General features: G+C 71.9%; 12 protein-coding genes and 1 rRNA gene. 5 read left to right on the forward strand and 8 right to left on the reverse strand.

Annotation, left to right across the window (positions count from 1 at the left end; all coding sequences use genetic code 11):
* Window position 1: 1 nt before the first annotated feature.
* The 7 genes from ACWEKM_RS31010 to mtnA all read right to left on the reverse strand — a co-directional run bounded on the left by ACWEKM_RS31010 (window position 2) and on the right by mtnA (window position 9179).
* Window positions 2-745 (reverse strand): response regulator, encoded by a 744-nt coding sequence (locus ACWEKM_RS31010; RefSeq protein WP_451624582.1) that lies wholly within the window; start codon window positions 743-745, stop codon window positions 2-4.
* Window positions 746-949: 204 nt separating this feature from the next.
* Window positions 950-1642 carry a ribosome hibernation-promoting factor, HPF/YfiA family gene (gene hpf / locus ACWEKM_RS31015; protein WP_451624583.1) on the reverse strand — a complete coding sequence of 231 codons (693 nt, stop codon included), beginning with the start codon at window positions 1640-1642 and terminating at the stop codon, window positions 950-952.
* A 311-nt stretch (window positions 1643-1953) separates the two neighbouring features.
* Complete coding sequence (locus ACWEKM_RS31020; protein WP_451624593.1) at window positions 1954-2787, reverse strand: ComF family protein; 834 nt, start codon at window positions 2785-2787, stop codon at window positions 1954-1956.
* A gap of 532 nt (window positions 2788-3319) precedes the next feature.
* Window positions 3320-5152, reverse strand: a complete 1833-nt coding sequence (locus ACWEKM_RS31025; RefSeq protein ID WP_451624584.1) for an LpqB family beta-propeller domain-containing protein — start codon at window positions 5150-5152, stop codon at window positions 3320-3322.
* Window positions 5142-7211 (reverse strand): MtrAB system histidine kinase MtrB, encoded by a 2070-nt coding sequence (mtrB, locus tag ACWEKM_RS31030; protein ID WP_451624585.1) that lies wholly within the window; start codon window positions 7209-7211, stop codon window positions 5142-5144. The genes ACWEKM_RS31025 and mtrB overlap by 11 nt, the downstream gene beginning before the upstream one ends.
* Window position 7212: 1 nt before the next feature.
* Window positions 7213-7902: a two-component system response regulator MtrA gene (gene mtrA / locus ACWEKM_RS31035; RefSeq protein ID WP_451624586.1), complete on the reverse strand. Its 690-nt coding sequence runs from the start codon at window positions 7900-7902 to the stop codon at window positions 7213-7215.
* A gap of 131 nt (window positions 7903-8033) precedes the next feature.
* Window positions 8034-9179 carry an S-methyl-5-thioribose-1-phosphate isomerase gene (gene mtnA, locus ACWEKM_RS31040; RefSeq protein WP_451624587.1) on the reverse strand — a complete coding sequence of 382 codons (1146 nt, stop codon included), beginning with the start codon at window positions 9177-9179 and terminating at the stop codon, window positions 8034-8036.
* Window positions 9180-9319: 140 nt separating this feature from the next.
* Here mtnA and ACWEKM_RS31045 point away from each other — a divergent pair, with 140 nt between their 5' ends.
* From ACWEKM_RS31045 to ACWEKM_RS31065, 5 genes are read left to right on the forward strand one after another with little or no spacing between them, the layout of a single operon-like run.
* Window positions 9320-10663 carry a hypothetical protein gene (locus ACWEKM_RS31045; protein ID WP_451624588.1) on the forward strand — a complete coding sequence of 448 codons (1344 nt, stop codon included), beginning with the start codon at window positions 9320-9322 and terminating at the stop codon, window positions 10661-10663.
* Between the two features lie 4 nt (window positions 10664-10667).
* A complete protein-coding gene (locus tag ACWEKM_RS31050; RefSeq protein WP_451624589.1) occupies window positions 10668-11450 on the forward strand; it encodes a DUF4129 domain-containing protein in 783 nt (260 codons plus the stop codon).
* Window positions 11447-12643, forward strand: a complete 1197-nt coding sequence (locus ACWEKM_RS31055) for a DUF4350 domain-containing protein (RefSeq protein ID WP_451624590.1) — start codon at window positions 11447-11449, stop codon at window positions 12641-12643. Before ACWEKM_RS31050 ends, ACWEKM_RS31055 begins: the two co-directional genes overlap by 4 nt.
* Entirely contained in the window at window positions 12643-13632 is a 990-nt protein-coding gene (locus tag ACWEKM_RS31060) for an AAA family ATPase (RefSeq protein ID WP_451624591.1), read from the forward strand. The genes ACWEKM_RS31055 and ACWEKM_RS31060 overlap by 1 nt, the downstream gene beginning before the upstream one ends.
* The gene (locus tag ACWEKM_RS31065; RefSeq protein ID WP_451624592.1) at window positions 13632-14942 is read left to right on the forward strand and encodes a DUF58 domain-containing protein; all 1311 of its coding nucleotides are present in this window, start codon (window positions 13632-13634) and stop codon (window positions 14940-14942) included. The genes ACWEKM_RS31060 and ACWEKM_RS31065 overlap by 1 nt, the downstream gene beginning before the upstream one ends.
* Window positions 14943-15022: 80 nt before the next feature.
* Here the strand turns inward: ACWEKM_RS31065 and rrf are convergent.
* Window positions 15023-15104, reverse strand: a 5S ribosomal RNA gene (gene rrf, locus ACWEKM_RS31070); the annotation flags it as partial.

Genomic DNA, 15104 nt, shown 5'->3' on the forward strand with positions numbered 1-15104 from the left:
CTCAGCGGATCTCCAGGATCTTCTCCCGCATCGCGTAGACCACGGCCTCCATCCTGGAGTGCAGCTGGAGCTTCTCCAGGATGTTGCGCACATGGTTCTTCACGGTGTTCTCGGAGATGAACAACTCCTTGGCGATATCACGGTTGTTCATCCCCGTGGCCACGAGTTTGAGCACTTCGAGTTCGCGGTCGGTGAGTCGCGGCGCCGGCACCAGTCGGCGCTCGTCGGTGCGCTGGATCATCGACTTGAACTCCGTGAGGAGTTTCGACGCCATGGAGGGGCTGATCTGCGACTGTCCGTCCGCCACGGCTCGAATGGCCGTGGCGACCTCGTCGGTGGAGATCTCCTTGAGCAGATATCCGGTCGCGCCCGCCTTGATCGCGTCGTAGAGATCGGCCTCCTCGTCGCTGATCGTCAGCATGATGATCTTGGCACTGGGGGCCACCTCCTTGATGGAGGTGCACGCCTCGATCCCGCCGCGCTTGGGCATCCGCACATCCATCAGCACGATGTCGGGCAGCAGGTCGGCGGCCTTGTCGACGGCCTCGGCGCCATCGCCCGCCTCTCCCACGACCTGGATGTCCTCCTCGGCGGCGAGCACGATCTCCAGACCACGGCGGAAGAGGGCGTGATCATCGACGACCAGGACTCTGATCGGCTCCTTGCGTGGAGCGCCCCCCTCCGGGCCTATGCCGACGACGCCGTCGGCATCCCCGTTCCGCATCGGTCCGAAGCTGTCCGCCATCGTTCCTCCCCCTGAAGGCTGTGGCCTGTGGTCCTGTGCCATCGCCAACCCAAGGCAACGGCCCACCGGTTGGGCCGGTGTGACCATGATTTCATGCCCGGACGACACCGCGGTGACGAGCGGGGCGCGAAGTGGTCGCACACCGGTGCCCCTGGGGGCGCACACGCGCTCCAGGGGCACCCGCTCAACCGTCAGCCGGGTGCTTCAGCCGCCCAGCGTGCCACCTGCCGCGGGGGATGCCGCCCGCGCGATCATCGGGTCCGTGCTGAGGTGAATGACGCCGTAGTCGTAGGCGTGCCGCCGGTAGACGACACTCGGTTCCTTGGTCTCGGAGTCGACGAACAGATAGAAGTCGTGGCCGACCAGTTCCATCTCGTAGAGGGCCTGGTCGAGGGTCATCGGGGAAGCGACGTGGGTCTTCTCGCGGACGACGAGGGGGCCTTCACCCTTCACTTCCAGAGAGCCGATCTTCTTCGTGGGCACTCCGTCCGGCTCTTCCTCCTGGACGGGGTGGGCGTTCCCGTTGAGCGTCGCCGCACCCGGGACGTGGTCGGGGACCTCGGCGGCCGAAATCCGGCGTGCGCCGCGACGGGAGAACCGCTTGTCGTGCTGCTTGCGCAGCCGTGCGCCCAGCTTCTCCGCCGCCAGGTCGAGTGCTGCGTACGGGTCGCTGGCCGCTGCCTCCGCCCGGATCACCGGACCGCGGGAGCGGAGCGTGATCTCCACTCGGTCACAACGGTCGGCCTGTCGGGGGTTGGGCTCCTTGGACACCTCGACGTCGAGGCTGATGACCTTGCCGTCGAGCTTCTGGATCTTCTCCAGCTTCAGCTTCTCGGCCACGTGCTTGCGGAACCGCTCTGGCACCTCTGTCTTGCGGCCCTTGACGACGATGTCCACGCAGAACTCCGTTCCCGGATCGCTCCGCTCCAGCGGCGGAGCATCTCCCTTTTGCACCAGACCCCGGTGAACCCCGGAGCCTCGGACTCGGTGACGTCCACCTCCTCCCCCATGGGCAAGATCTCCACCTCACCGGCGCGGGTCATTACGGTCAACCGCAGCACGGCATTCGGATTTCTGAGGTATGGCCTGCGGCTTTCCCTCACAACTGAACATATCTCGCCCGGACGGATGTCGTCACCCTCTACTGCGGCGTACCTCCGTTCAGGTGATTAGGCCCTCTCACTACCTGCAACGAAGAAAGTTCGTAGTCAGTTCCGGTTTATTTCGAAAGAATCCGGCGGGGCCGCGATCACCGCCGCCCGGATCAGTCGCCCGACGCCGCTCGCGCTCGTCATTCCCACCGCTGCGTATGTCGCGTCGCGTCCCTCTTCCACCGATCCGCCGATCCGTTCCTCCCCTTCTTCCCGAGTTGCCCGCATGTACACGGCCCTTCTCCCACCGATGCCGCCCACCGCCTCCCGGACGGCCCGCGCCGCCTCCGCCAGAGAGGCGCCGGTCGTCATCAGGTCGTCGACCAGAACGAGATGTCCCCCGGCGAGCAGTCGGCCACCACCCGCCGTCACCTCCAGCGCGCCCGCGATATTGCCGAGCCGCTGACGGGAGTTGAGCCCCGACTGGTCGACCACGGTCCGTCGCTGCCGCAGCACGCCGACCACCCACGCACGCCGTCCGCTCCGCCGCAGCTCACCGGCTGCCGCGAGGCCGATCCGCCGCACCGGATCGTGACCCCGCGCCCGCACGGCCCACCGCGCGGACGGCACCGGAACGAGCAGCAAGGGCGCATCCCGCCGCCCGGCCCCCGCGCACACCGCTCGGGCGAGAGCGGCGCCCAGGGGGCGCGCCAGGGCCAGCGCACCCCGTTCCTTGTGGGCGAGGAGGGTCGCCCGCACCTCGTCCGCGTACGGCGCCACCGCGTGCACCACCGGCAGCCCGGGCGGTTCCGGCACCGGCCGCACCCGGCTCGGCGCGGCCCCGCTCAGGGCTGCACGGCACTCCGGGCAGAGCACCGTGCGTGGCCTGCCGCAGCCCGAGCAGTCGGTCGGCAGCACCAGGTCGGTGAGGTCCTGCCACCACCCCCGCATGGCCACCACTGTGCCCGCGCCCGAGCCGACCGGCCACCCCTGTGGACAACTCCCTGTGGACAACTCCGCGCAGGTTGTCACGGCCGCCACCCACACGAGTGAGCAGCCGTCCGGACCGGGGCTGAGGTCGCTCATCCGTCCGGGCTGGCCGCGAGGGCGGGCAGAGCAGCCGGCTGGGCTGCCCGCACGGGTGCGGGGTCGCCCCACGAATTCGGGGGCAGGGCGTCGCCCCGCAGATTCGGAGGCAGGGCGTCGCCCTACGGATTCGGGGACGTGGAGTCGCCCCGGCGCACGGCGAAGGCGAGAGCCCGACCAGGCACGCGAGCCTCGAACCGTCGGTGCGGCAGAGGCGAGGCACCCGGCCCGGTGAGCCCGACACGCCTGCCCGGCAGCGCGAGCCGCCCGGCTCGCAAGCCCCCGGCGTCAGCCCGCCCGGGCGACCGCGGTTCCGGGGCCTCGCCCCGGGCGCACCCCGGCCCCGACGGACCTCAGCCCGGATAGAGACGGACCTCAATCCGGATAGAGACGGACCTCAGCCCGGATAGATCGGCGCCGACCCGTCCTTGACCACCTTCTGCCACTGCGCCCCGGACGGCAGCCGCACGATCCCGTCCTCCGAGTACGCCACCAGCGGCACCCGGTCGTCCTCGGACGCGGTGATCGCCTTCACCCCGGTCAGGGCCGCGGGCGCCTGGACCTCCGGCGCGGAGCCGTCGACCTGCACGTACCGCATCTGCTGCACGCCCCCCTGCTCGCGTCCGACCACCACGAGCCTGCTTTCCCCTGCCCACGACATGGCGGTGACCTCTTCCAACCCCGGTGCCGCGGAGCGCAGTTCGAGAACCGCTGCCCCCTGCCCGACCCTGTCGTCCCGGTCGATCCGCCCGACGAGCAGGGACTTCCGGCCGCCCTCCTCCACGACGAGCGCCATCCGCACCCCGTCGGCGGCCACCCGGACGTCCTCGATGTGACCGGACAGCCCCGGAGTCCGCACCGTCTGCGGCTTCCCCGAGCCCTGTTCCAGCAGCAGCAGCCGCGAGTTGTGGGGATCGCGGTCGACCACCCACAGGTCACCGCGGGCGTCCCAGCTCGGCGTGGCCAGCCGGTCGGTATCGGTGGCGCCCTTGCTGGTCAGCAGGGGGGCGTCGAGCGAACCGTCCGACGTCACCGAGGCGACGTACAGCGACTTCCCGTCGCCGCTGACCCCGGCGGCGGTGCGCTCGTCACGCGAGACCGCCACGGACGCGAACTCCTTGCTGCCGTCGCCGAGCGGGCCGGGCACCGGCACGGCGGTGGTGCTCGTGCTGGTGCCCGCTATCCGGACCAGCCGGTGCTTGTCGTCGAGGAAGTACAGGTAGTCGGGGCTCTTCACCGCGCCGCGCCAGACGACGGCCTCGGCCCGGTCCTCGGTGAGGTCGCACAGCGTCCGGTCGTCCGGTCCCTGCAACTCGACCGAGTCCACGGTGGGCGTCAGATTCTGCAAGGTGTACAGCAGCTGCGTCGCCATTTCCGTGCACTCGGCCGCCCCGGCACCGGCGGCCTTGTCGTTCAACGGCACCGTCAGCCGGTTCTGATCGTCGGGCGTCAGCGCACCGGCGCCCTCCTGCAGCGCCGCACCCGTCGGAAAACTCGACCGGACCACGGGTCCGAGCCACGTCGTGGGCCCGTTCAGCAGCGAGCGGACCACCTGCGTCATCGGATCCACCCGCTTGCGCAGATAGACCGGATCGGCGACGGCCACCGGCTGCCCGCCGACCCCGACCGAGGTGTTCGAGGCGAAGTAGTACTTGTTGACCGAGGTGTAATTGCGCTGGAAGTCGGACTTGCCCATCACAACGCCCTGCGGCAGCACGTCGATGCGCCACTGCCCGCTCTTGGCGTCCCGCGTCAGGTGCAGCCGCTTGGTGTACGCCCCCTCGGCGGGCGCGTACGCCTGCTGCGCGTCGACGGTGGCCACCCTGCTGCCGGCCAGCGTGTAGGTGAGGCTGCCGGGGTCCTCCCGCCCGCCGGCACCGTGGTCGACGACGGTGCTCGGCGCGTCGGCGAGCACCGTAGTCGACTGCTCGGGCCGCCACTTCCGCGCGGCGGCCGGGGCAAGATACTCGCGGGCCGTGTCATAACCCGGGTCGTCACTGGTCAGCGCCTCCAGGAAACCCTGCACGATCTCCCCCGGCGCGGCGTTCTCCTGGGGCGGCATGGCGAACACACGCACCTGCGTGTCCTGCCGGGGCGTCGACTCGACGTCCCGCAGATCACCGCTGTCGGGCATCGAGGCACACCCCGCCAGCAGGACGGCACCACAGGCGGCGTACGCCACCGCGCGCCCCGGCCGACGCCGGACGCCCCCCTCGCGGTCAGCGCCCACGAAATGCCTCCCCTGATGAGGTGTTCGAGTCCCCCGCGGCCGTCTCCCGGCCCGTGTCCGGCGCCGCGTCCACGGCCCGCGCCTCGTCCCTGTGCCGAACGATCCCGCTGGGCCGGGGCACGACACGCGCGCCGCTGCCGGGCAGCGCGGTCGGATCCGCGGACGGTGCCACGGTGGCCGACCGCTGCGGAATCGGGGCGCGCGGCGGCAGCGGCGGCACCTGGCCGCCCGTGGACTGGGCCGGAACCATGGGCCGCTCGTCCGCGCCGTGCGACAGACCGGCCCCGCCCTGTCCCGCGTTGCGCCGCGAGTCCTTGGGCTCCAGCGGTATGGGCGAACCCCGCAACGGCTCGTCCGCGGTCCGCGGCAGCGTCAGCCGGAACTGCGAACCGCCGCCCGGCTCACCCCACGCCTGCAACCAGCCGCCGTGCAGCCGCGCGTCCTCCAGGGCGATGGACAGGCCCAGTCCCGTACCACCGGTGGTACGCGCGCGTGCCGGGTCGGCCCGCCAGAAGCGGCTGAAGACCCGGGTCGCCTCGCCGGGCTTGAGCCCGACACCGTAGTCGCGCACCGCGACCGCGACCGCACCACCGGCCGCGGCCAGCTTGACGACGACGTCCTTGCCCTCACCGTGCTCCACGGCGTTGACGACGAGATTGCGCAGCACCCGCTCCACGCGCCGGGCGTCCGCCTCCGCGACGACGGGCTGCTGGTCCCCTACGACGCGTATCCGGCTGCCCTTGCGCTCGGCGAGCGGCTCGGCCCCGCTGACAACCCGCCGTACGACCTCCCGCAGGTCTATCGCCTCGGCCTCCAGCGCCGCCGCGCCCGCGTCGAAGCGGCTGATCTCCAGCAGATCGGCGAGCAGCGACTCGAAGCGGTCCAGCTGGTCGGCGAGCAGTTCCGCGGACCGGGCGGTCACCGGGTCGAAGTCCTCGCGCGCCTCATGGATCACGTCGGCGGCCATACGCACGGTCGTCAACGGGGTGCGCAGCTCGTGCGACACATCGGAGACGAACCGCCGCTGCATCCGCGACAGGTCCTCCAGCTGCTGGATCTTCAGTTGCAGGTTCTGCGCCATCTTGTTGAAGGCTTCACCGAGGCGCGCGATGTCGTCCTCGCCGGTGACCTTCATCCGCTCCTGAAGACGCCCGGCCGACAGCCGCTCCGCGATCCCGGCCGCCATCCGTACGGGCGTCACGACCTGCCGCACCACCAGCCACGCGATGGCCCCGAGGAGTACGACGACGAACAGCCCGGCGGTCGCGAGCGTGCCCTTGACCAGGCTCAGCGACTTCTCCTCCTGCATGAGCGGGAAGAGGTAGTACAGCTCGTACGGATCCCCGTTCGGGTCGTTGACCTGCTTGCCGATGACGAGCGCAGGCTGGGTGTTCTTGCCGTTGCTGTAGACGATGCGGGTGTAGCTCTGGGCCGCTGTCGTACTGGTGTGGACCCGCGTCCGCAGGTCCACGGGCACACTGGCGGACGGGTCGACGTACCCCGAGCCGCGCGGGCTGCGTCCGCCGCCGCTCTCGTCGCCCGCCGGGAGCGTCACCACGTCGAAGGCGCCCTGACCGCCGCTGGAGAGCGACTCGACGAGGTCGCTCATCCACTGAATGACGTTCTGCGACTGCCGCCCGTCCACGGCCGAGGCCTCGTCACCGGTGCTGCTCGCGGCCTCGTCGGCCTTCTGCTTGGCCACCGCGAACCCGCCGGTGGCCTGGCTCTGCGACGCCTTCACCTTGGCGTCCAGAAGGCCGTTGCGCACCTGCCCGATGACGACGAAGCCGAGCAGCAGGACGACGCCCAGCGACATCAGCAGCGTCGTGACGACGACCTTGAGCTGAATGTTGCGCCGCCACAACCGCATGACCGGCAGCAGCGGCCGACGCACCCAGCGCATGAACAGCCGCAACACCGGGCTGCCCTGCATTCCGCCCTGCAACAGCCCGCCCTCAAGGAGGCGTCCCCAGCCCGACCCTGCCGATTTCCGGCCGACAGGCCGCCCCGGACGGTCCCCGGGCCGGCCGGGAGCCGAAGCGGCACTGTCCCCGGACACGTCAGCTCGGTCCGGCCTTGTAACCGACGCCACGGACGGTCACCACGATCTCCGGCCGCTCCGGATCCCGCTCGACCTTGGACCGCAGCCGCTGCACATGCACGTTCACCAGCCGCGTGTCCGCCGCGTGCCGGTAGCCCCACACCTGTTCCAGCAGGACCTCACGGGTGAACACCTGCCACGGCTTACGGGCCAGTGCGACCAGCAGATCGAACTCCAGCGGCGTCAGCGCGATCGACTGCCCGTCCCGCTTCACGGAGTGCCCTGCCACGTCGATGACGAGGTCACCGATGGTGAGCTGCTCCGGCGCCGGCTCCTCCGACCTGCGCAGCCGGGCCCGGATCCGGGCCACCAGCTCCTTCGGCTTGAACGGCTTGACGATGTAGTCGTCGGCGCCCGACTCCAGGCCCACGACCACGTCGACGGTGTCGCTCTTCGCGGTGAGCATCACGATCGGCACACCGGACTCCGCCCGGATCAGCCGACACACCTCGATGCCGTCCCGGCCGGGCAGCATCAGGTCGAGCAGCACCAGGTCGGGCTTTGCCTCACGGAATGCGGCGAGCGCCTTGTCGCCGTCGGCTACGAAAGACGGCTCGAAACCTTCACCACGCAGCACGATGCCGAGCATCTCGGCCAGTGCGGTGTCGTCGTCGACGACAAGGACTCGTCCCTTCATAAACGACATCATCCCATTCTCATAACGGCGAAGGCGGCGCAGGTGAACAAGGTCACCGGCCAGTGACGATAGTCGTACTCAGCCGTCACTGTCTGCCGCACCACCCACGCCGACGGCCGCCCGGCGAGCGCCGGCCCCGGACCTCACGCCCCCAGCCGCTGCGCGACCTGGCCGGAGAGCAGGTCCGCGAGCGCGGCGGCCGTCACGGGCGAGACGACGCCGGCCTCGGTGACGATCGCCGTCACCAGCTCCGGCGGCGTCACATCGAACGCCGGGTTGTACGCCTGCGTCCCCAGCGGCGCCACCGGCACCCCGCCGCCCGCTCCCCTGACCGGCACCTGTGGAGCTGTGATCTCCGTCACCTCGAACCCGGGCCGCTGCTCGACCTCGATGGACGCCCCGTCCGCCGTGTCCGGGTCCACCGTCGTCACCGGCGCCACGACGATGAACGGCACATGGTGGTACCGCGCGAGCACCGCAAGCGGATAGCTGCCCACCTTGTTCGCCACCGACCCGTCGGCCGCGATGCGGTCCGCCCCGATCAGCACCGCGTCCACCTCCCCCGCCGCGAACAGTGATCCGGCCGCGTTGTCGGTGAGCAAGGTGTACGCCATGCCGCTGCGCGCCGCCTCGTACGCCGTCAGCCGCGCCCCCTGCAACAGCGGGCGCGTCTCGTCGACCCACAGTCGGCGCAGCCGCCCCTCCCGGTGCGCGGCGAGCGCCACGGCGAACGCGGTGCCCTCCCCGCCCGACACCAGCGACCCTGTGTTGCAGTGCGTGAGGATCCGGTGCCCGCCACCGGGCAGCAGCTCGTCCAGCAGCGCCAGCCCGTGCCCGGCCATCAGCGCGCTGGCCTCGGCGTCCTCCCTGTGCAGCGCCCGCGCGGCGGCCAACGCTGCGGCCGCCGCCCGCTGTGGGTCCCCGCCCTCGGCGAGCGCGGCCCGGTGAGCGGCCTGTGCCCTGCGCACCCCGACGGGCAGGTTCACCGCCGTGGGCCGGGCACCCTGGAGCGCGCCCGCGGCCTCGTCCACGTCGAAGCCCCGCGCGGCGGCGAGCGCGACGCCGTACGCGCCCGCGATGCCGAGCAGCGGCGCCCCGCGCACGGCGAGCGACCGGATGGCCTCGACCAGGGCGGGTGCATCCGTGCACACCAGCTCGACCTCCTCGGCCGGCAGTCTGGTCTGGTCGACAAGGACCAGTACGGGGCCCTCGGGCGGCTCCTCCCAACGGATCGCCGGTATCTCGGTCGCGTGCCTGCCCTCGACGGTGTGCGCGTCCTGATCAGCCATGCGGTCAGTCTGCCCCGTACCCCACGAACAATTGAAGGTGTACAGCCCCTACCGCGGCCGGTCCCGTGGTCACCGCCCCATGGCACGATGGCTGCCAACCTGCCGCCGCATCCGCGGACGGGCACCGAGAAGGAGCTTCGATGAACGACACTCCGGGCTGGGCCTCGCCCGGATCCGCCCCGTCCAACGGGCAGGAACCCGGCGCGTCCGGCCCTGCCGACCCCGCCGGTCGGCCGGGGCCCGCACAGCCCGTCGACCAGCCGGGCTCGGACCCACAGGATCCCGGTGCGCAGTGGTCCAAGGAGCAGCCGCCACCCGGCCAATGGTCCGCGCCCACCGGCGCCCCGGCCCCTGGCCAGGCTCCGCCGCCCCCACCGCGGGGCCCGGGCTGGGGCGGCGGCCAGGCAGGACCCGGCAGCTACGGAGGCGGCGGGTACGGGGGACCCGGCGGCTACGGAGCCTGGGGCGCCGGCTGGGGCGGCCCCCCGCCCGCGGCCAAGCCCGGCGTGATCCCGCTCCGCCCGCTCGGTGTGGGCGAGATCCTCGACGGCGCCGTCTCCACCATGCGCACCTACTGGCGCACGGTCCTGGGTATCGCCCTGACCGTCGCGGTCGTCACGCAGATCGTCGTCATCCTCTTCCAGGGCCTCGTCCTCAACGACACGGCGAGCACCGAGGCCCTCAACGACCGGAACGCCACCCTCGGCGAGGTCTCCCGCGCCATGGGCGAGGCGTTGCTCGGCTCCGTCGCCGTCCTGCTGATCTCCTCCATCGGCACCATCATCGCCACCGCCCTGCTGACGACCGTGACCAGCCGGGCCGTGCTCGGCCGGGCCGTGACCACCGGCGAGGCATGGCGCGACGCCCGGCCGCAGGTCCCCAGGCTGTTCGGGCTGGTCTTCCTGCTGCCGCTCATCGCCGCCGGCATCCTGCTCTGCGGGGCGCTGCCCGGCATACTCGTGGCCGTCGCCGGCGCGGAGGGCGGCGCGACCGCCGCGCTCCTCGTCCTCGGCCTGCTCGGGGCGACCGTCGTCGTGGTGTGGCTCATGGTCCGCTACTCGCTGGCCTCGCCCGCGCTGATGCTGGAACGGCAGAGCATCCTGAAGTCGATGGGCCGCTCCGCCAAGCTGGTCCGCGGCTCCTGGTGGCGGGTCTTCGGCATCCAACTGCTCGCCGCGATCATCGCGAACATCGTCGCGTCGATCATTGTCATCCCCTTCGCCCTGATCGCCGCCGCGCTCAGCGGCAATGGCTACTCCGGCTTCCTCGAAGGCACCGGCGGCCTCGGCTGGACGTTCCTCATCGTCAGCGGCATCGGCTCGGTGATCGGCTCCACGATCACCTTCCCGATCAACGCGGGCGTCAGCGTGCTCCTCTACATCGACCAGCGCATCCGCCGCGAGGCCCTCGACCTCGAACTGGCCCGCGCCGCCGATGTCCAGGGCTACGGCGCGACCGTGCCCGGCGCCACCCCGGGGAGCTGATGCGGTGAGCCAGGCGGGGGGAGTTCTCAGCACGGCGCCGGCCCTGCCGCGCGCCGCCGGCTCGGCCGTCCGCGGCCTGCTGCGAGCGGGCGACACGGCCGTACTGTCACTGGCACGCTCGGGCGACGAGCCGCCGGTGACCGTCCCGCGCGACCCCGCGAGGGAGGCCGCCCGGCGCGAGCTGGCCAAGCGGATGTACCACGAGAACGACCCCAGCCCGCTCCAACGGGCCATGAACGCCTTCTGGGACTGGCTCGGCAGAGTCCTCGACACCGCCGCCTCGGCGACCCCCGGGGGGATACTCGGCCTGGTCGTCGTGGTCCTGGCCGTCGTCGCCGTACTGGCCGCTCTGTGGTGGCGCCTGGGCACACCGCGGCGCAGCCCGGTCTCCGTCCCCGCCCTCTTCGACGACCGCCCGCGCAGCGCCGCCGAACACCGCGCCGCCGCCGAAGCGCACGCGGCCCAGGGCCACTGGAACCAGGCCGTCCAGGAACGCATGCGGGCCATCGTCCGCGCCCTCGAAGAACGCGCCCTGCTCGACGTCCGCCCCGGCCGCACCGCCGACGAGGCGGCCTCCGAAGCAGGCCGCGCCCTGCCCGCCCACACCGACCGGCTGCGCGCCGCCGCCCGGGAGTTCGACGACGTGACGTACGGCGGCCGCCGGGCGGGTCGACAGGCGTACGACCGGCTCGCCGAACTCGACCACGACCTGGAGCGCGCCAAACCGGCCCTCGTCGCCAGCAGCCACAGCACGGCCCACAGCACCCGCCAGGGGGCCGCCGAATGACCACCGGGGCCACCCTCCCGTCCACCTCGGCCTCGCTCACCGCCCGCCAGGTGTGGACCCGCTCGCGGGGCATCGCGTTCGCGTGCCTGCTGCTCCTCGCCGGAGCCGTCACGATCGCCGTCATCCGCTCCGACGCCCGGCACGGCGCCCTCGACCCCCGCTCCGCCGACCCCTACGGCAGCCGCGCGGTCGCCGAACTGCTCGCCGACCGCGGCGTGTCGACACGCGTGGTCACCACCCTGGACGAGGCCCGCGCCGCGGCCGGCCCGGACACCACCCTCCTGATCGCCGTACCCGACCTGCTCACGCCCGGCCGGCAGAGCGCGCTGCACTCCGCGACCGCCCGGTCCGGCGGGCGCACCCTCCTCGTCGCCGCCGGCAGCTCGTCCGTCGAACGGCTCGCGCCCGGCGTGACCGCGGACCCCGCCACCAGCCTCGGATCGGCCCTCTCCCCCGAGTGCGGCCTGCCCGCCGCCGTACGCGCGGGCGTGGCCGACACGGGCGGCATCCGCTACACCACCACCCACCTCGACGCCGACTCGTGCTACCCCAGCCAACGCCTGCCCACGCTGGTGCGCGTCCCTGACGCCTCCGGGAACGGCGACACCGTCGTCCTCGGCGCACCCGACATCCTGTACAACGACCGCCTCGACGAGCAGGGCAACGCCTCGCTCGCCCTTCAACTCCTCGGCTCCCGCCCCCATCTGGTCTGGTACCTCCCCTCGCTCTCCGACGCCTCGGCCACCGGCACCGGCGACCAGAAGGACTTCCTCGACCTGCTGCCCTCCGGCTGGCTCTGGGGCACGCTGCAACTGTTCATCGCCGCGGTGCTCGCCGCCTTCTGGCGGGCACGCCGACTCGGCCCTCTCGTGCCCGAAAGACTCCCCGTCGCGATCCGCGCCTCCGAGACGGTCGAAGGCCGGGCCCGCCTCTACCGCAAGGCCGACGCCCGTGACCGCGCCGCCGCCGCTCTTCGCTCCACCACCCACACCCGCCTCGCCCCTCTCGTAGGCGTCCCCGTCGCCCAGGCGCACGCGCCCGAAGCCCTGCTCCCCGCCCTGTCCGCGCACCTCCACGGCGACGGACAGGCCCTGTACTCCCTCCTCTTCGGGCCTCCGCCCACCGACGACGCAGGCCTCATCGCACTCACCGACCGACTCGACGCCCTCGAAAGAGAGGTACGCCGTCCATGATGGACCCGACCACTGACAACGCCGGGAACGCCGGGGATCCGGGCAGCGCCCGCGCCTCCCTGGAGGCCCTGCGTGCCGAGATCGCCAAAGCCGTGGTCGGCCAGGACCCCGCCGTGACCGGCCTCGTCGTCGCCCTCCTGTGTCGCGGACACGTCCTGCTCGAAGGCGTCCCCGGCGTCGCCAAGACGCTGCTGGTCCGCGCCCTCGCGTCCGCACTCGAACTGGAGACCAAACGCGTCCAGTTCACCCCCGACCTCATGCCGAGCGACATCACCGGCTCCCTCGTCTACGACACCCGCACCGCCGAGTTCTCCTTCCAGCCCGGCCCGGTCTTCACCAACCTCCTGCTCGCCGACGAGATCAACCGCACCCCGCCGAAGACCCAGTCCTCCCTGCTGGAGGCCATGGAGGAACGCCAGGTCACCGTCGACGGCACCCCACGGCCGCTCCCTGAGCCGTTCCTGGTCGCCGCGACCCAGAACCCGGTCGAATACGAGGGCACCTACCCCCTCCCCGAAGCGCAGCTCGACCGCTTCCTGCTCAAACTGACGATCCCGTTGCCCGCCCGGCAGGACGAGATCGACGTCCTCACCCGGCACGCTGCGGGCTTCAACCCGCGTGACCTGCGCGCCGCCGGCGTGCGCCCCGTCGCGGGTCCGGCCGACCTCGAAGCGGCCCGTGCCGCGGTCGCCAAGACGACCGTTTCTCCAGAGATCACCGCCTATGTCGTGGACATCTGCCGCGCCACCCGCGAGTCGCCGTCCCTCGCCCTGGGCGTGTCCCCACGTGGCGCCACTGCCCTGCTCGCCACCGCCCGCGCCTGGGCCTGGCTGACGGGCCGCGACTACGTCATCCCCGACGACGTGAAGGCCCTCGCCCTGCCGACCCTCCGGCACCGCGTACAGCTGCGCCCCGAGGCCGAGATGGAGGGCGTGACGGCCGACTCCGTCATCAACGCGATCCTCGCCCACGTCCCGGTTCCCCGCTGATGCCGTTCACCGGACGCGCCGCCCTGTTGGCGGCCCTCGGCTCCGTCCCTGTCGGAATCTGGGATCCCGGCTGGACGGGCATCCTCGCGGTCAACGGCCCGCTGGCCGTGGCCTGCGCCTGCGACTTCGCCCTCGCGGCGCCCGTACGGCGCCTGGTCCTTACCCGTTCCGGTGATACGTCCGCGCGCCTGGGTGAGACCGCCGACGTGACGCTGACCGTCACCAACCCTTCGCGCCGCCCGCTCCGGGCCCGCCTGCGGGACGCCTGGCCACCGAGCAGTTGGCAGCCGGGCACGGAGATCGAGGCATCTCGCCACCGTTTCACCGTGCCACCGGGCGAGCGCAGGCGTGTCACGACCCGACTGCGGCCCACCCGACGCGGTGACCGCCAGGCCGACCGCGTAACGATCGGCTCATACGGCCCGCTCGGTCTGTTCTCCCGCCAAGGAGCCCACCGGGTTCCCTGGGCGGTACGGGTCCTGCCGCCTTTCACCAGCCGCAAGCACCTCCCGGCGAAGCTCGCCCGACTGCGCGAGCTCGACGGCCGCACCAGCGTCCTGACCCGCGGCGAGGGCACGGAGTTCGACAGCCTGCGCGAATACGTCCCCGGCGATGACACCCGCTCCATCGACTGGCGGGCCACAGCGCGCCAGACCTCGGTGGCCGTACGCACCTGGCGCCCGGAACGCGACCGCCACATCCTGCTGGTCCTGGACACCGGCCGTACTTCGGCGGGCCGGGTCGGCGATGCCCCACGCCTGGACTCATCCATGGACGCGGCCCTGCTTCTCGCGGCGCTGGCGTCCCGCGCAGGCGACCGGGTGGACCTCCTCGCCTACGACCGCCGACTGCGCGCCCTGGTCCAGGGCCGCACCGCACGCGATGTCCTCCCGTCCCTGGTCAACGCGATGGCCACGCTTGAGCCCGAACTCGTCGAGACGGACGCGCGAGGTCTCACCGCCACGGCACTCCGTACGGCACCGCGCCGATCCCTGATCGTCCTCCTCACCACCCTCGACGCCGCACCGGTCGAGGAGGGCCTGTTTCCGGTGCTCGCGCAGCTCACCCAGCGCCACACGGTTCTGGTGGCATCGGTGGCCGATCCCCACATCGCCGGCATGGCGACCGCCCGTGGAAACGTCGATGCGGTCTACGAGGCCGCCGCCGCGGCTCAGGCCCAGGCCGAACGGCACCGTATCGCGGAGCAACTCCGCCGCCACGGAGTGACGGTTGTCGATGCGACACCGGACGACCTGGCTCCGGCGCTGGCGGACGCGTATCTCGCTCTGAAGGCGGCGGGACGACTCTGAAAGAAAAGGGGCCCGACCAGATCGGGCCCCAAACGCAGAAAACCCCGCATCATAACGATGCGGGGTTTTCTTCAATTTTAGTTCGGCGGTGTCCTACTCTCCCACAGGGTCCCCCCTGCAGTACCATCGGCGCTGTAAGGCTTAGCTTCCGGGTTCGGAATG

The organism is Streptomyces sp. NPDC004752, assembly GCF_053601275.1.